5 protein-coding genes are annotated in these 19,351 nt (G+C 48.0%); 4 read left to right on the plus strand and 1 reads right to left on the minus strand.

The features are described from left to right. The first annotated feature begins 236 nt into the window (after window positions 1-236). The 4 genes from L4C44_RS19645 to pfaD are packed head-to-tail and all read left to right on the plus strand — an operon-like array spanning window position 237 to window position 17,723. Window positions 237-8,051: a phosphopantetheine-binding protein gene (locus L4C44_RS19645; RefSeq protein WP_428805604.1), complete on the plus strand. Its 7,815-nt coding sequence runs from the start codon at window positions 237-239 to the stop codon at window positions 8,049-8,051. Next, window positions 8,051-10,099, plus strand: a complete 2,049-nt coding sequence (locus L4C44_RS19650) for a PfaB family protein (protein WP_428805605.1) — start codon at window positions 8,051-8,053, stop codon at window positions 10,097-10,099. Before L4C44_RS19645 ends, L4C44_RS19650 begins: the two co-directional genes overlap by 1 nt. Then, the gene (locus L4C44_RS19655) at window positions 10,096-16,047 is read left to right on the plus strand and encodes a beta-ketoacyl synthase N-terminal-like domain-containing protein (RefSeq protein WP_428805606.1); all 5,952 of its coding nucleotides are present in this window, start codon (window positions 10,096-10,098) and stop codon (window positions 16,045-16,047) included. Before L4C44_RS19650 ends, L4C44_RS19655 begins: the two co-directional genes overlap by 4 nt. Before the next feature lie 38 nt (window positions 16,048-16,085). Further along, the gene (pfaD, locus tag L4C44_RS19660; RefSeq protein ID WP_428805607.1) at window positions 16,086-17,723 is read left to right on the plus strand and encodes an eicosapentaenoate synthase subunit PfaD; all 1,638 of its coding nucleotides are present in this window, start codon (window positions 16,086-16,088) and stop codon (window positions 17,721-17,723) included. A gap of 97 nt (window positions 17,724-17,820) precedes the next feature. Here pfaD and hflX read toward each other — a convergent pair whose 3' ends face one another. Continuing rightward, on the minus strand, window positions 17,821-19,188 hold the full coding sequence (gene hflX / locus L4C44_RS19665) for a GTPase HflX (RefSeq protein WP_048664272.1): 1,368 nt from the start codon (window positions 19,186-19,188) through the stop codon (window positions 17,821-17,823). Window positions 19,189-19,351: the final 163 nt, after the last annotated feature.

Raw genomic sequence — 19,351 nt, forward strand, 5'->3', positions numbered from 1 at the left:
GATTTAAATGGACATCACCCTTACATTCGAATGCCCTCTTCTCGCATGAAACACGTAACCACCCCCTGCAAGTCTACGTGCTTCGCACCCCTTATTTCAGTCTGGCCGCCGAATTTCGGTAGCCTTACTCTTCAGCTGCGTTTGCCCAAATCTGTCTCAGGTTTATTTTCGATTTATTTAAAAGCGCAGCCTCAAAAAACGACATCGCCCTCAGTGATTTCAAGTGGAGACTCATAATGAGCCAACCCGAAAAAAATACACCGGAATCAGTCGACGACACTCGACTTAATAAACGCCTTAAAGACATGCCAATTGCTATCGTTGGTATGGCAAGCATGTTTGCGAACTCTCGTTACCTAAACAAATTCTGGGATTTGATCAGCGAAAAGATCGATGCCATTACTGAAGTGCCAGATACGCACTGGCGTCCAGAAGATTACTACGATTCAGATCGTACTACGCCAGACAAGTCTTACTGTAAGCGTGGTGGTTTCATCCCTGAAGTAGACTTCAACCCTATGGAATTCGGCCTTCCGCCAAATATCCTCGAACTGACGGATACGTCACAGCTGCTTTCTCTGATCGTGGCAAAAGAAGTACTTGAAGATGCCAAGCTGCCTGAAGGATACGACCGCGATAAGATCGGTATTACGCTCGGTGTTGGTGGCGGTCAGAAGATCGCTCAAAGCCTAAACGCTCGTCTTCAATACCCGGTTTTGAAAAAAGTCTTCAAGAGCAGTGGTATCAGCGACGACGACAGCGAAATGCTGATCAAAAAATTCCAAGACCAATACATCCACTGGGAAGAGAACTCATTCCCTGGCTCATTGGGTAACGTGATTTCAGGTCGTATTGCTAACCGCTTTGACCTTGGTGGCATTAACTGTGTAGTAGACGCTGCTTGTGCAGGTTCTCTAGCCGCAATGCGCATGGCTCTTAGTGAGCTAGTTGAAGGCCGCAGTGAAATGATGATCACAGGTGGTGTGTGTACTGATAACTCACCAACCATGTACATGAGCTTCTCTAAAACGCCAGCATTTACCACCAATGAAACCATTCAACCTTTCGACATCGACTCAAAAGGCATGATGATTGGTGAAGGTATCGGCATGGTTGCTCTTAAGCGTCTTGAAGATGCAGAGCGCGACGGCGACAGAATCTACTCAGTGATTAAAGGTGTCGGTTCTTCTTCGGATGGTAAGTTCAAAAGCATTTACGCGCCTCGCCCTGAAGGACAAGCAAAAGCACTGAAACGTGCTTACGATGATGCTGGTTTCGCACCGCACACGCTTGGCCTTTTAGAAGCGCACGGCACAGGTACAGCAGCGGGTGACGTTGCTGAATTTGGCGGCTTAAACTCGGTATTCAGTGAGAACAACGAAGAGAAGCAACACATTGCGTTAGGCTCTGTGAAATCTCAAATTGGTCACACCAAATCAACCGCGGGTACTGCAGGTTTAATCAAAGCTGCACTGGCACTGCACCACAAAGTACTGCCGCCAACGATTAACGTATCGGCTCCGAATCCTAAGTTGGATATCGAGAACTCACCGTTCTACCTAAACACGCAAACGCGTCCTTGGATGAAACGTGTCGACGGTACACCACGCCGTGCAGGTATCAGCTCATTTGGTTTTGGTGGCACTAACTTCCACGTTGTATTGGAAGAGTACACACCAGAACACGCTCGCGGTGACAAATACCGTCAGCGCCAAGTACCTCAAACTCTATTGTTCAGCGCAGAGTCTCGCCAAGCACTGATCAATGAATTGAAGCAGATTTCAACTCAAGCTGCAGATGCGGCGTTCAAACTGGAAACGCTTGCTGAGCAACACGCTCTACGCGAAGTTGACGCTAAGCATGCGCGTCTTGGTTTAGTCGTTACTGACCAAGCAGACCTTCAAGCGCAACTGACTCAAGCGGTTTCTATGCTTGAGAGCCAAACCAAAGCACATTGGCAGATGCCAAACGGTACTAGCTACCGTGAGTCGGCACTGATTGCAGAAAACGGCGCAGGTAAAGTGGCAGCGCTATTTGCAGGTCAAGGGTCGCAATACCTAAACATGGGTCGCGAGCTTGCTTGTCATTACCCTGAGATGCGCCAACAGCTTTCTCAAGCGGATCAAGTATTTGGTCAGCACAAGAAAACGGCTCTGTCGCAAATTCTGTTCCCAATTCCAACTTTCACACCAGAAGCAACCAAAGCTCAAGAAGCTGTACTAACCAACACGGCCAATGCGCAAAGTGCGATTGGTACTGTGTCTATGGGTCAGTTCGACATCATGACTCAAGCTGGCTTCAAAGCAGACATGGTCGCAGGCCACAGCTTTGGTGAGCTAAGTGCACTATGTGCATCGGGTGTTATCTCGCAAGACGATTACTACCAGCTAGCTTTCGCTCGTGGCGATGCGATGGCAGCGACACCTGAACAAGGTGACAGCGGTACTATGTTTGCGGTCATCCTAGATGCAGACAAACTTCCAGCCGTTGAAAGCTGCATCAGCCAATTTGAAGGCGTGAGTATTGCTAACTACAACGCTCCAACTCAACTGGTTATTGCAGGTCCAACTGCGACGGTTCAACAAGCAGCACAAGCGCTAACTGAACAAGGCTTCAAAGCGATTGCTCTGCCAGTATCTGGCGCTTTCCACACACCGCTTGTTGCTCACGCTCAGAAACCATTTGCTGCTGCAATTGATAAAGCTTCATTCAGCGCTCCAACGCTGCCGCTTTACTCAAACGCAACGGGCAAACTGCACAGCAAAGACGCTAAAGCGATCAAAAAAGCGTTCAAGCAGCACATGCTGCAATCGGTTCGTTTCAGCGAGCAAATTGAAGCTATGTATGAAGCAGGCGCGCGTGTATTCGTTGAGTTCGGTCCGAAAAACATTCTTCAAAAGCTGGTTGAGAAAACATTGGCTGATAAGAACGAAGAGCTTTACGCAATCAGCATTAACCCAAACCCTAAAGGCGACAGTGACCAGCAGCTTCGCCTAGCTGCGGTTCAACTGTGTGTGGCAGGTGTTTCACTAGACAACATTGACCCTTACCAAGCTGACATTGCTGAACCTGCAAAGGCATCACCAATGAACATCAAGCTGAATGCAACCAACTACATCAGCCCTGCTACTCGTAAGAAAATGGATCAATCATTGGCTTCGGGCAACGTCACCGAAAAGACTGAGATTGTTGAAGTGAAAGTTGAAGTCGAGAAAATCGTGGAAAAAGAAGTGATTAAAACAGAAATCGTTGAAGTACCTGTGGCTACTCCTCAAGCTTCAAATGTACAACAGTCAGCTGCCCCAGCACCAAGTGCACAAGTAGCAACAGCAGCTCCGCAATCACAAGTGGTTCAAACTGCCCCAGCGACTAGTCAGCCAACAGCTCAAGTAACGGTAGATGAGTCTTCATTGCAGTCGTTCTTCAATGCTCAACAACAAGCAGCAGAAGTACATCAGCAGTTCCTTGCGATTCCTCAGCAATACGGTGACACGTTCAACACCCTAATGTCTGAGCAAGCGAAAATGGCAACAGCAGGCGTAGCAATTCCTGAAAACCTACAGCGTTCTATGGAGATGTTCCACCAGCACCAAGCTGAAACGCTAAAAGCTCACGCTCATTACCTAGAAATGCAAGCGCACAGCAACAGCTCTGCACTTAATATGCTGACGCAAGGTTCAGTGCAAACCGCACAACCAACCTTCGTTGCATCAGTAAATGCTCAGCCAGCGATTCAAACTACTCCAACAGCTATCGTTGAACAGCCTGTAGCTCAAGTGCAAACGGCTCCTGTACAAACCGCGCCAGTTCAAGCTCAGTCTGTTCAAGTTACGCCAGTACAGAAAGCCGTGCCTGCACCGAAAGTCGCGGCTCAAGCGGCAGCGCCTGTTGCAGCTCAACCTGTGCCAGTTAAAGCACAACCAGCTCCTGTGGCTGCACCAGTAGCAGTACAATCAGCAGATGCTGAAAAAGTAATGCTAGAAGTGGTCGCCGAGAAAACGGGTTACCCAACGGAAATGCTTGATCTAGAAATGGACATGGAAGCAGACCTTGGTATCGACTCAATCAAGCGTGTAGAGATCCTTGGTACCGTTCAAGACGAAATGCCGAACCTACCTGAGCTGAACCCTGAAGATTTAGCTGAGTGTCGTACTCTTGGTGAAATCGTTACCTACATGAACAGCAAGATGCCAGCATCAGCGCCTGTGGCAGCAAAGCCAAGTGCAGCTGCTCCTGTTCAAGCCGCTAACGGTCTTGATGCGAAAGTCGTTCAACAAACCATGCTAGAAGTGGTGGCTGAGAAGACAGGTTACCCAACGGAAATGCTTGATCTAGAAATGGATATGGAAGCAGACCTTGGTATCGATTCAATCAAACGTGTTGAGATCCTTGGTACGGTTCAAGATGAACTGCCTACTCTTCCAGAGCTAAATCCTGAAGACTTAGCTGAGTGTCGTACTCTTGGCGAAATCGTTGACTATATGAACAGCAAGCTTCCAGCTTCTGCTCCAGTGTCTTCACAAGCAACAGCAGTTGCTCCGGTAACATCTAACAATGGACTAGATGCCGCTGTCGTTCAAAAAACCATGTTAGAAGTGGTAGCAGAGAAGACGGGCTATCCGACTGAAATGCTAGACCTAGCAATGGATATGGAAGCTGACCTTGGTATCGATTCAATCAAGCGTGTTGAGATTCTTGGTACGGTTCAAGATGAACTACCGACTCTTCCAGAACTAAACCCTGAAGACTTAGCTGAATGTCGCACTCTAGGCGAAATCGTAGCCTACATGAACAGCAAGCTTCCAGCTTTTGCTCCAGTAGCAGCTCAAGCATCTGCGCCAGCAGTATCAAACGGTTTAAACGCAGAACAAGTTCAAAGCACAATGTTGAGCGTAGTAGCGGATAAAACGGGCTACCCAACAGAAATGCTAGACCTAGCAATGGACATGGAAGCAGACCTTGGCATCGACTCAATCAAACGTGTTGAGATCCTTGGTACGGTTCAAGACCAGCTACCAACATTGCCAGAGCTGAATCCTGAAGACCTAGCTGAGTGTCGTACTCTGGGCGAAATCGTTGACTACATGAACAGCAAGTTAGCTCCTAACGCAGCAACGGCGACAGTAGCAGCTACAGCCGCTGTAGAAAGCGCGAGCAACGACCTAAACCCTGCTCATGTTCAATCCACCATGATGGAAGTGGTTGCCGATAAAACAGGCTACCCAGCAGAAATACTAGACCTAGCGATGGACATGGAAGCAGACCTTGGTATCGACTCAATCAAACGCGTTGAGATCCTAGGTACGGTTCAAGACCAGCTACCAACGCTGCCAGAGCTAAACCCTGAAGACTTGGCTGAGTGTCGTACGCTTGGTGAAATCGTTACTTACATGCAAAGTAAGCTATCAGCAGCAGCGCCTGTGGCGACTCCAAAATCTGAATCAGTAACGCCTATCGCAGAAACAGCGACAGCGGAACTTCCTCCACACAATGAGGTAGCGCTAAAAAAGCTACCAGCGGCAGATAAACTCGTCGATTGTTTCTCAAAAGACGCTTGTGTCGTGATCACAGATGATGGTCACAACGCCGGTGTTCTAGCAGAAAAGTTGACCGCTAACGGCATTCAAGTTGCTGTAGTGCGCAGTGCTCTTTCTGCCGCGTCACCTTTAAACAGTGAAATCGCAAGCTACACACTCAACAGCGTCGATGATGCTGGTGTGACTGCGGTTATTAACGACATCGAAGCAGACCTTAAAACGTCGAACAAAAAGATTGCTGGCTTCATTCACCTACAAGCTATCGTTGATGCAAAACAAAGCAGCGAGCAAGCGGTTAACTTGAATGCAGACTCAAGAGCTTCATTGACGACAGCGTTCTTATTCGCCAAGCACCTAAATGGCCAATTGAATGCAGTTTCTGGTCGCAGTGTGTTCTTTACACTAAGCCGTATCGATGGTGGCTTTGGTTACCTAGATACTAAGCAATTGATGAATGCAGAACTTAACCAAGCGGCGTTGTCTGGTCTCACTAAAACACTAAGCCATGAATGGTCAAACGTGTTCTGCCGCGCATTGGATGCTGACGCTTCTATTGATGCTCGTCACCTTGCTGAAGCAATCACAGGCGAACTGTTCGATATCGACACCAACACGGTGGAAATCGGCCTTAGCCATGCGGAAAACGGTGAATCTGGTCGTGCAACATTAATTGCGGCAACACCAGGTGCTGCACAAACCAAAAACGCAGGCGCTCAACTCACCAAGAGCGACAAAGTTCTCGTAACAGGTGGTGCTAAAGGCGTGACGTTTGAATGTGCACTGACGCTTGCTAAGCAATGTAAGTCTCATTTCATTCTTGCGGGTCGTAGTAAACACATTACGTCACAAGAGCTGCCTCAATGGGCTCAAGGCAAACAAGAAAAAGAGCTAAAACCAGCGGCTATCGCGCACCTACAAGCAACAGGTGACAAACCAACGCCGAAGAAAGTAGATACCTTGCTAAAACCTGTATTGAGCAGCCTTGAAATCAACGCAGCACTTGCCGCTTTCAACGAGATTGGCGCGAGCGCTGAATACCTAAGTCTAGATGTGTCGAACCATGAGTCTGTAGCGAAAACACTGGCGAATTTCGACGGCATCACGGGGCTAATCCACGGCGCAGGTGTACTGGCTGACAAACACATTCAAGACAAAACGCTTGATGAACTGAACATGGTTTACGGCACCAAAGTGGGTGGACTAGAAGCGGTTCTTGGTGGTCTTGATAGCGGCAAGTTAAAACTGATTGCGATGTTCTCTTCGGCGGCGGGTTTCTATGGAAACACAGGCCAAAGTGACTACTCGATGTCTAACGAGATCCTAAACAAAGCGGCTCTACAACTGTCTGCGCGTAACCCTCAAGCGAAAGTAATGAGCTTCAACTGGGGACCGTGGGACGGCGGCATGGTCAACGCAGCACTGAAACGTATGTTTACAGAGCGTGGTGTGTACGTAATTCCTCTTCAGGCAGGTGCAGAACTGTTTAGCTCTCAACTACTGAACGAAACTGGCATTCAACTGCTGGTTGGTACGAGCATGCAAGGTTCTGACAACAAGGAAGCTGCTGTAAAAAAGCTTAATGCGGAGTCTGTGCATCTTGCAGAGAGTCCGCTGAATACAAGCATCACTGTGACACGTCATCTTGATCCTAAGGCATTGCCTTTCATTCAAGATCACTGCATTGCCGGTAACCCAGTGTTACCGACAGTGTGTGCCATCCAATGGATGCGTGAAGTGGCTGAGCAACTGTTAGGGGTGAACGTTAGCGTTCACAACTACAAACTGCTTAAGGGTGTGATTTTTGATACCGATGAAGTGCAAGAGCTAACGCTTGTCTTGTCTTCAGACGCTAAATCAAAAGATCAGCTAAAAGCGGTGATCAGTTGCCAAGGGCGACCACAGTATCAAGCTCAGTTGCAAGTTGCCTCTGTGCAAGTGTCTGAAGATGCTCAACAAGCGTCAGAAAAACGTTTTGAAGCTAGCACTTCAACACCTGTAACAACGGCACAAGCTCTATACAGTGACGGCACTCTGTTTCACGGACCAAGACTGCAAGGTATTACTTCAGTCGAACGCTTTGACGACTTAGGCTTATTGGCTCAATGCCAGTTGCCTCAGATTGAAAACAGCGACTGCGGATCATTTATTCCGAAGCAAAGTTTTGGTGATAGCCAGCCATTTGCAGAAGATTATCTGTTGCAAGCCATGTTGGTATGGGCTCGATTGAAATACGGCGCGGCAAGCCTACCGTCTGCAATTGGTGAGTTTGTTTGTTACGCACCGATGCACAATGGTGACCAAGGTTGGCTAGAGCTGAACGTGATAAAAAGCACGGCTCGTTCGCTGCAAGCTGATATCTCGCTTTACCACCAAGATGGTCGTTTAAGCGCAGTAATGAAAGGTGCCAAAGTCACCATCAGCAAGAGCTTAAACGACGCATTTTTGCCGAAGTCTAGCTCAGCAGTATCAAAGAAAGAGGCGACTAAGAACCCAGAAAAGGAGCAATTGTCATAGTGACTGTTCCTACTAATAAAGCGATGCCATTGCGCATCGCTCTTTTAGCTCAGCCAGCAAACGCGGCTGCGCTTTCTGTCGACTTATCACCTTCGCTTCCAGAGATTGTTACTGTTTTGGTTGATGGCAATTTTAATCAAGCACTTGCTCACGCCATCGAGACAGTCAATCAAGGTAATGTTGTTAAGCTTTGTTTGGATTCTCACTCACCATCATTGTTGATGTTGAGTGCGTTGACGGCTGCTCAAAACAAGATTCATCCACACGCTTATCTAGCGGGTTTTGTAGATACAGCTACCGGAGATAGCATTCAGCTTGCTCTGGATATTGCTCGCCGCCCCGCTACAGATCTAAGCCATCAACAGCAATACTCTTCACTATCTGTTTCGCAGCAGTTTGGTCAATTGTTGAATATGGTTAATGCAATATCGAGCCGCTCATTGCCGAGCCATTCATTACCTAACTATTACTGGTTCACTGAGCCAAACAAAGCTCGTGTTGCGTCATTGACCTTCAATGACGATAGCCAACAATCCACCAGCCTGATATTGACTCAAGCGACCGGTTTGCAAGAACCAAAGCCCTTGCTATCCAGCGAGCGTTTGATGTTTGTGCTTTCTGGCAATGACCAAGCTGAATTGGTTTCTCAGCTAACCTCATTAAGAGAAGAGCTTAAATGCATTAACGAATCGGCAGACCGTGAACTTGCTATCGCCACCTTGATGCATTCAAACCTAAGCCACTTCCAAAGCGTTCAACACAATATTGACCTTGGCGCGAATATCGTGATTCAGGCCGCTTCAATTGAGGCAGCACTACAAGAGATCACAGCGATAGAAAATGCGTTGCCAAAAGTAATGGCTGACAGTAGCCAATACAAAACCCCAGCGGGAAGTTGTTTCTCACCGATGCCTCCAAGCAAAGGTGGCGTTGCATTTGTTTACCCTGGTGTTGGCACGGTTTATCCCGGCATGTTGCGCGAGTTTCACCACCATTTCCCACAGTTATTTTCCCGCTTAGAGCGAGAAGGTAACTTGAAAGAGATGCTGCAGGCAGAAAAAACCTACGCTGAAGACTCGCAAGAAATGTCACTCAGTGAATTGGCAATTGCCGGTGTGGGCAGTAGTTATCTGTTAACACAACTGCTATGTGATGAATTCAAAGTGCAGCCAGATTTCGCCTTGGGATACTCCAAGGGTGAAGCTTCGATGTGGGCCAGCTTAAATGTTTGGAAAAACCCACACGCGCTGATTGAGATGACTCAAACCAGTCCGATCTTCACCACTGCTATTTCGGGCGAGCTCACCGCAGTGCGTCAAGATTGGCAGCTGAGCAGCGACGAAAGCATCCAATGGAATAGCTTTGTGGTTCGCAGTGATGCACAAGCGATTGAGGCTCTATTACCTGAGTTTCCACGAGCCTATCTTGCCATTATCCAAGGTGACACCTGCGTACTGGCCGGTTGTGAAAACACTTGTCGTGCTCTGCTCAAGAAACTGGGTAAACGTGGCATTGCCGCGAACCGTGTTACTGCAATGCACACCACACCAGCGTTAAGCCAGCATAACCAAGTGCGAGAGTTTTACACGCAACCACTGTTCGACGAGTTGCCAAAGCATATCCGCTTTATCAGCGCAGCAGGTCTACCGACTGGTGCACCAATCAATATCGACAGCGACAGCATCGCCCTTTCGATTGCCGACACCTTCTGTTCAACGTTAGATTTCACCGCGTTGATCCAAAGTGCGCGTCAGCAAGGTGCTCGCCTGTTTATTGAAGTGGGTGCCGATCGTCAAACCAGCACATTGATCGACAAGATCAACCGCAGCGACAACGTAGCAGACCAGTACTGCACAATCGCTTCCAATGCCAAAGGCGGTGACGATGTTGTCACGCTCATCAAGTGCATTGGTCAGCTCATTACTCATCAAATCCCACTGTCTGTCGAGCCACTTCTTCAAGGGCTAGAACAACATATCACCACCGCTAAGCAATTAAGTGGTGTGTCTCATGGCAGCGCAGTGAATCATCAAGGAGAGCTAGTATGAGTTCTCAATATCAGGCTCAGAATAAGCAGCAAGTGAAGTGCAATAAGATCGCGATTGTCGGTATTGCCAACCAATACCCGGAAGCTGATACGCCAAAAGATTTTTGGCAAAACTTGCTGAACAAAAAAGATTCTCGAACCACATTAAGCGCTGAAAAGTTAGGTGCTAAGCCTGAAAGCTATCAGGGTGTGCAAGGTGAGTCAGACCGCTTTTACTGTGATAAAGGTGGCTACATCGAAAACTTCAATTTCGATGGCAATGGCTACCGCTTAACAGCCGAATCATTCAAAGGTGTTGACCAGAGTTTCCTATGGGCTTTGGATACCAGTCGTAAGGCTTTAGTCGACGCTGGCATTGATTTGAATACCGATGTTTTAGAGCGCACAGGCGTGATCATGGGTGCCCTTTCGTTCCCAACCACACGCTCAAACGACCTGTTTCTGCCGATGTATCACTCAGTGGTCGAGAAAGCACTTAAAGATAAATTGAATAATGACCAGTTTTCACTGCTACCAACCAATGAAACTGTTCAAGACCTCAACCCGATCAACGGTGCTGCAGCACACAACGCCTCTAAGTTAGTAGCTGATGCGCTAGGTTTAGGCAACGTACAACTTAGCCTAGATGCGGCATGTGCAAGCTCAGTGTATTCATTGAAGTTAGCGTGTGATTACTTGAACACGGGCAAAGCCGACATGATGTTGGCAGGCGCGGTATCCGGTGCTGACCCATTCTTTATCAACATGGGTTTTTCCATTTTCCACGCTTACCCTGACCACGGTGTGTCGGTTCCGTTTGATAGCAACAGTAAAGGCCTGTTTGCTGGCGAAGGTGCCGGTGTTTTAGTGCTAAAACGCTTAGCTGATGCAGAGCGTGATGGCGACAACATCTACGCAGTCGTCAGCGGTATTGGCTTGTCGAACGATGGCCGTGGCCAGTTCGTATTAAGTCCAAATAGCAAGGGACAAGTCCAAGCCTTTGAACGCGCTTACGAGGCTTCAAACCTATCACCAGACAGCATTGAAGTGATTGAGTGCCACGCAACCGGCACACCGTTAGGTGACAAGGTTGAGTTAACCTCAATGGAACGTTTCTTTGCTGACAAGTTGAATGGTTCTAACCCGCCATTGATTGGCTCTGCCAAGTCAAATCTCGGTCACTTACTGACGGCAGCAGGTATGCCTGGGATCATGAAGATGATCTTCGCGATGAAAGAAGGTGTGCTTCCTCCAAGTATTAATTTGGACAAGCCACTATCGTCGCCAGAAGGTTTATTTGGTTCACAGACGCTACCAACACAAGTGCAACCTTGGCCAAGTAAAGCGGGCAACCAAGAGCGCTGTGCGGGTGTTTCTGTATTTGGTTTCGGTGGTTGTAATGCTCACTTACTGCTTGAAGCGTATTCAGGTACGGGTCATGCAAACCAGACCCTAGAGTCAGCATCTCCAAGCCTACAATCGCCTAATTTAAGCATTACTGGTCTCGCGTCTCACTTCGGTTCTCTGCAAAGCATCAATGCACTAAGCACTGCGATTGAGACTAACAGCGATGCTTTCATTGCCTTGCCGAAGAAACGCTGGAAAGGCTTAGACCAACATCCAGAACTGCTGAATCAGTTTGGTTTACACGGCATTCCAAATGGCGCGTACATCGATCAATTCGACCTCGATTTCCTACGCTTCAAAGTACCGCCTAATGAAGATGACCGTTTGATCTCTCAGCAGTTGCTACTGATGAAAGTTGCAGACGAAGCCATCAAAGATGCCAAGCTCTTGGCAGGTCAAAAAGTTGCAGTACTCGTCGCAATGGAAACAGAGCTTGAGATGCACCAATTCCGTGGACGCGTAAACCTACATAGCCAATTGGCTGACAGCTTTACCAACATGGGGATTGAGCTGACACAAGACGAATACCAAGCGCTAGAAACCATTGCGATGGACAGTGTGATGGACGCAGCCAAGCTGAACCAGTACACCAGTTTCATCGGTAATATCATGGCTTCGCGCATCTCTTCATTGTGGGACTTTAACGGCCCTGCCTTTACGATTTCAGCCGCTGAACAGTCGGTTGCTCGTTGTATCGATGTCGCACAAAACCTAATGTCGCAAGAATCCATGGATGCAGTCGTGATTGCAGCCGTTGACCTTAGCGGCAGCGCAGAACATGTGATTCTGAAGAACAGCGTGAGCCCAGTGTCACTTTCTCCTAAATTCGGACAGCCGCAAGACGGCAGTTGGAATGTGGGCGAAGGCGCTGGTGCAATCGTTCTTGTTGAAGAGAGTCAAGTAACAAGCAACCAAGATACAGCTTATGGCAGCATCAACGCGCTGGCCTTTGGTTCAAGTGAGCGTAATAACGCCGTTTCTGATGAGTTATTGACTCAAGTCGGTATGAGCTCGAGCGATGTTTCTCTGCTTGAGCTTAACCAGGCACCTGAGTCTTCATCTCATCAGTCTTCGTCTCTAAGTTTAGGGAACGTAAGGACGACTCAAGCGAGTCAACGTGTTGGCCACTGTTCGGCAGCTTCTGGCATGGCGAGTTTGCTACACGGTCTGCTCAACCTGAACTTTGCTCCTCTGAATCCAAATGTCAGCTCTAAAAATGCGATTGTTGCCAACATCAGCGAAGGACAATGTTCACAGCTGCTACTAAGCCAATCGAATGTTGAATCTCAGTCACTTTCTGTTCGTTTAAGTAGTGAACTGGCAAGTGATGCTAAGCGTCAGTTGGTTAAGCAAGTGACTCTTGGTGGTCGCGATATTTATCAACACATTGCAGAGACACCAATCGCTAACCTAGCGCACATTCAACAGAAAGCTTCTGGTAAGCAAGCGGCGCGAATCGTTTCTGTCCCAACGACTGCACACATTCAGGCAACACTAAAAGACAAAGCCGAGATTGCAGAGAAAGCAGCACACGCTACAGAAACATTGTCACCATCAGTATCCCCTACTCTGGCGCAAACTCGCCACAGTCAGCTAACAGGTAACCACAGCAATATGACTCATGTCCTATCCGCTAAAAATGGCGCATCGAACATCGACGCTGATACGGATGCAGCATCACAGCCGTCTGTAACACCATACAACCACGCATTTGCTCAAAATCAGCAAGCGGCGCAGCAAGTACACAAAGCATTCCTGCACACTCGTGCCCAAGGCATGCAGATGGCTGATGCGCTATTAAAGGCACAGTTAAACGCAATTACGTCTGGTTTAGATAGCAATACCCTGATTCAACAAACGAGTGGTCAACAAATAACTGGTCAACAAACGTCAACTCAGCCTGTACAAGCTCAATCGACTCAGGTTCAGTCAGTGCCAGTAAACGCACTTGCGACACCAACACCAGTAAAACCTATCCGTAAACCATGTATCTGGGATTACGATGATCTGGTTGAATACGCGGAAGGTGATATTGCCAACGTATTTGGCCCTGACTACGCGATCATCGATAGCTACTCGCGCCGCGTTCGCTTACCAACCACTGACTACCTATTGGTATCTCGTGTCACTAAGCTCAACGCGACAGTGAACGAGTACAAGCCAAGCACCATGACCACAGAGTACGACATCCCTGTTGATGCGCCGTACCTTGTTGATGGTCAGATCCCTTGGGCTGTTGCAGTTGAATCAGGTCAGTGCGACCTAATGCTTATCAGTTACTTAGGTATTGATTTCGAAAACAAGGGCGAACGTGTTTATCGTCTGCTTGATTGCACATTAACTTTCCTTGGCGACTTGCCTCGTGGTGGCGATACGCTGCGTTACGATATCTCCATCAACAGCTTCGCTCGCAATGGCGACACGCTGCTGTTCTTCTTCTCGTACGAATGTTTCGTTGGCGACAAGATGATCCTGAAAATGGACAACGGTTGTGCAGGCTTCTTCACTGATGAAGAGCTAGCAGACGGCAAAGGTGTGATTCACACTGAAGACGAAATCAAAGCTCGTAAGCTTGCAACTAAGCAACGCTTCGACCCAATGTTGCACTGCCCTAAAACCCAGTTTAACCACCAAGAACTGCGTCACCTACTGACTGCCAACATCGCAGAGTGTTTTGGCCCAACTCACCAATCTGATCGCCACCAACCTTCTTTATGTTTCAGCTCAGAGAAATTCATGATGATCGAAAAGGTCAGCCGTGTTGAACCGCAAGGCGGCACATGGGGGCTTGGTCTGATTGAAGGTCACAAACAGCTAGAGCCTGAGCATTGGTACTTCCCTTGTCATTTCAAAGATGACTCAGTAATGGCCGGCTCTTTGATGGCAGAAGGTTGTGGTCAACTGCTGCAATTCTTCATGATGCACCTTGGCATGCACACGCTTGTTCAAAATGGTCGTTTCCAGCCGCTTGAAAATGCGCCTCAACAAGTACGCTGTCGTGGTCAAGTTCTACCACAATCGGCAGAACTGACTTACCGCATGGAAGTGACCGAGATTGGTCTAAGCCCTCGCCCATACGCGAAAGCTAACATCGATATTTTGCTGAACGGCAAAGTGATTGTTGATTTCCAAAACTTAGGTGTAATGATCAAAGAAGACGACGAATGTACTCGTTACCTGCCTTCTTTAGAAACAGCTGTCGCAACCCCTGTTATCGAAAACTTGGGCCATACACCAGCAGTGAATCAACAAGCTTCAGCAAATGCGCCACTTATGGCTCAAATTGAAGACCTAGAAACAGCGCCAAATAAAGGCGTGATTACTCTTCAACACGTTGAAGCGCCGGTGACTCCAGACTACCCAAATCGCACTCCAGATACGGTTCCGTTCACGCCTTACCACATGTTCGAATTCGCAACAGGCGATATCGAGAAATGTTTCGGCCCTGACTTCTCTATCTACCGAGGCATGATTCCACCACGTACTCCGTGTGGCGATCTGCAGCTAACCACTCGTGTCGTAGAGATTGATGGCAAGCGTGGCGACTTCAAGAAGCCTTCATCGTGTATCGCAGAATACGAAGTGCCAGAAAATGCATGGTACTTTGATGAAAACAGCCACCACACCTTGATGCCTTATTCGGTATTGATGGAGATTTCACTGCAGCCAAACGGCTTTATCTCTGGCTACATGGGCACCACGCTTGGCTTCCCAGGTGAAGAACTGTTTTTCCGTAACCTAGATGGCAGCGGCAAAATGCTGCGTAACGTCGACTTGCGTGGCAAAACGATTACCAACGATTCTCGTCTGCTTTCAACGGTAATGATGGGTACTAACATCGTACAGAGCTTCAGCTTCGAACTGAGTACTGACGGCGTGCCTTTCTACCAAGGTACGGCGGTATTTGGTTACTTCAAGGGCGCAGCACTGAAAGATCAACTTGGTTTGGACAACGGTAAAGTGACTCACCCTTGGCACGTTGATAACAACCGCACTCCGGATGTAAACATCAACCTACTAGATAAAACGACGCGTTACTTCAATGCACCTGTTTCTGCTACTGGTGAAGTGCAAGAGCATTACCAATTGGCTGGCGGTCGTTTGAACTTCATCGATACCGTGCAGATCACCAGTGATGGTGGTAAAGATGGTCTTGGTTACCTATACGCTGAGCGTACGATCGACCCTAGTGATTGGTTCTTCCAGTTCCACTTCCATCAAGATCCGGTAATGCCTGGTTCTCTAGGTGTCGAAGCGATCATCGAACTGATGCAAACCTACGCGCTAAACAAAGATCTTGGCGCAGGCTTCCGCAATCCGAAATTTGGTCAAATCCAATCTGAAGTGAAATGGAAATACCGTGGTCAGATTAACCCTCTGAACAAGCAAATGTCTCTGGATGTACACATCACTGCGATTAAAGACGAAGACGGCAAACGTATCATCGTTGGCGACGCAAACCTGAGCAAAGATGGTCTGCGTATTTACGAAGTGAAAGACATCGCGATTTGTATCGAAGAAGCCCCTGCTACCGATAAAGCTCCTGGTATCAAGAAAGCATAAGCCGCCATTAGAGACAGAGAATTAGGAAAGAATTTAGTATGACAACTCAAACTACAATCAATAACGAAAAGCTATCTCCGTGGCCTTGGCAGATCGAAGAGAACACAACGCGTTTCGATAGCGCGGCAATGTCGACAATCTTGAAAGATCTAAGCCTTGCTTGTTACGTAGTGAACCACCCAGAAAAAGGTTTAGGCGTTAGCCAACAAGCAGAGATTGCATCGGGTGATTCAGCAAGCTCAGCAAACAGCCAAACTGTTAGCGCCTTTGCTCCAGCTCTTGGTACGCAAAGCCTAGGCGACGAAGATTTTCGTCGCTGTCATGGCGTTAAATACGCTTACTATGCAGGCGCAATGGCAAACGGCATTTCATCTGAAGAGTTGGTGATTGCGCTTGGTCAAGCTGGCATTCTTTGTTCATTTGGCGCGGCGGGCTTAATCCCGTCTCGTGTTGAGCAAGCGATCAACCGTATCCAAGCAGCACTGCCAAACGGCCCTTACGCGTTTAACCTGATTCACAGCCCAAGCGAACCTGCGCTAGAACGCGGCAGTGTTGAGCTGTTTTTGAAGCACAAGGTAAAAACCGTTGAGGCTTCTGCCTTCTTAGGTTTAACACCGCAAATCGTTCATTACCGTGCTGCAGGTCTTAGCCGCGATGCACAAGGCGAGATACAGATTGGCAACAAGGTTATTGCTAAGGTGAGCCGTACTGAAGTCGCAAGTAAATTCATGCAGCCTGCTCCTGTAAAAATGCTGCAAGCTCTGGTTGATGAAGGCCGAATCACAGCAGAACAGATGGAACTGGCACAACTGGTTCCTATGGCTGATGACATTACTGCAGAGGCCGATTCTGGTGGTCACACCGATAATCGTCCGCTAGTAACCCTGTTACCAACGATTCTGGCACTGAAAGAGCAAATCCAAGCTCAGTACCAATTCAAAACACCGCTACGTGTCGGTTGTGGTGGTGGCGTAGGTACGCCTGACGCTGCTCTAGCAACGTTTAACATGGGTGCGGCATACATTGTTACTGGTTCAATCAACCAAGCGTGTGTTGAGGCCGGCGCGAGCGAACACACACGTAAGCTGCTTTCGACAACCGAAATGGCTGACGTGACTATGGCTCCGGCGGCAGACATGTTCGAAATGGGCGTGAAGCTGCAAGTGGTTAAGCGCGGTACCTTATTCCCAATGCGTGCGAACAAGCTGTACGAGATCTACACACGTTACGACTCGATTGAAGCGATTCCAGTTGAAGAGCGTCAAAAGCTAGAGAAGCAAGTATTCCGTTCAACACTGGATGATATTTGGGCTGGTACTGTGGCGCACTTTAACGAGCGCGACCCTAAACAGATCGAACGCGCTGAAGGCAATCCAAAACGCAAAATGGCGTTGATCTTCCGTTGGTACTTGGGTCTTTCTAGCCGTTGGTCAAACACGGGCGAACAAGGTCGTGAGATGGATTACCAAGTATGGGCAGGCCCGGCACTTGGCGCATTCAACGCGTGGGCGAAAGACAGCTACCTAGACGATTACCAACAGCGTAATGCCGTCGATCTTGCTAAGCATTTGATGCACGGTGCTGCGTACTTGGCTCGTGTTAATCTTCTTACCTCACAAGGTATCAAGCTTGATCCAGAGCTAGCACGTTGGAAGCCGACGCAAAGAATGGCATAGGCATTTCAATACAGAGTTAATTAAACTCAACGAATAAAAAAAGCGACCTTATCGGGTCGCTTTTCTTTTGGTCATTCTTCTTAAGCTAGCTAAAAGATTAAGATTTCTGCATACGCTTTTTCAAGCGTGCCAAATCAATCGCGCTTGAGCGAACGGTCAATTTAATACACTCGTAGTCGTACTCTTCTTTTACCACACTCATGTTTGAGCGAATCTCACCAATTATGCCTTGGCCAGAATAAGGAATCGTGATCTCTTCTTCGATCATGCCTTCTTCAGCAACACCAACGATGTACTTGTGCAGTTTCGTGATATCCAGAGGATCACGAGTTGACGTTAGCATCGCATCTGGGAATTCTTCGATAAGCTCTAATTGCTGCTCTTCAGTCAATCTATCGCACTTATTCAGCACTAATAGTTTTTCGCTACCTTCTACACCCACTTGAGCTAATACGTCGTGTACCACATCAAGTTGTGCGCGGAATGAAACATCAGAAGCATCAACGACATATAGCAGCAATGAAGCATCATGCGCTTCTGCTAGCGTAGAGTGGAACGAAGCAACCAGATCGTGTGGCAATTTCTTGATGAAACCCACTGTATCCGAAACCAGAATACGCGGCTGAGTAATTGGTTGAAGCGCACGCACCGTGGTGTCTAGCGTTGCGAACAGTTTATCTTCACCCACCACTTCGGTTGCGGTCATTGCACGCATCATCGAAGATTTACCGGCATTGGTGTAGCCAACTAAAGCAACAGTGAAAAGCTCCGCGCGCCTTGTGCGTCGGGTCTTCATTTCATCTTGTACGCTTACTAGCTCACGCTTAAGCGCAGCAATTTGGTCACGTACGTTACGACGGTCTAGCTCTAGTGAAGTTTCACCGGCGCCCTGACCCATTTGACGCTCTTTATCACCCTCAGCCGTTTCACGAAGTCGCGGCACTAAGTAGTTTAGACGAGCGATATCAACTTGCAGACGAGCAGTACGAGTACGAGCGTGGCGGCTGAAGATTTCGATGATGATGCCAGTACGGTCAAATACTTCCACCCCCAAACTCGCCTCGACAGTGCGCAGTTGAGATGGGCTTAAATCACAGTCAAAGACCACAACATCAGCGGCACCGTATTGGAAATTGCCCGTTGGAAGATCATCAAAATCTAGCTCGTCGATTTCTGAATCAAATAGACCTGATTCATCAAGGAAGTCTTCATCTTCTGCTTCTTCAATCGAACCTTGGTAACCGGTTAGATGAGCAATTTCCGCAAGCTTACCAGCACCCAACACGTTTTGTCGTTGAGCTGAACTGTGGTGCTGCGATTGAGTACCAACCACTTTAAACCCTAGGGTTGTTACTAAGCGAGCAAGTTCGGCAAGAGACTCTTTTGCTTCGTCACCTTTGAAGTCCGGTGTCGTAATAGAAATAAGTAAAGCGTTACTAGCTGAGGGTTTTGCTGTTAGTTTCATGTATTCTTCTGTTTATGCACTAATGTGCAACCTAGTGTTTGGTCTAAAGTAGCGCGATCCTACGCTGTTCTCGGTCAGCTTTATAGAGCTAACGGAGGCTAATTAGCGATATTATTGCAGTTAATCCATTTATCTCGTTTATCCCTCTGTTTTCGTGAGGAAA

Source organism: Vibrio satsumensis, from assembly GCF_050337435.1.
GTDB classification, from domain to species: Bacteria; Pseudomonadota; Gammaproteobacteria; order Enterobacterales; family Vibrionaceae; genus Vibrio; species Vibrio satsumensis.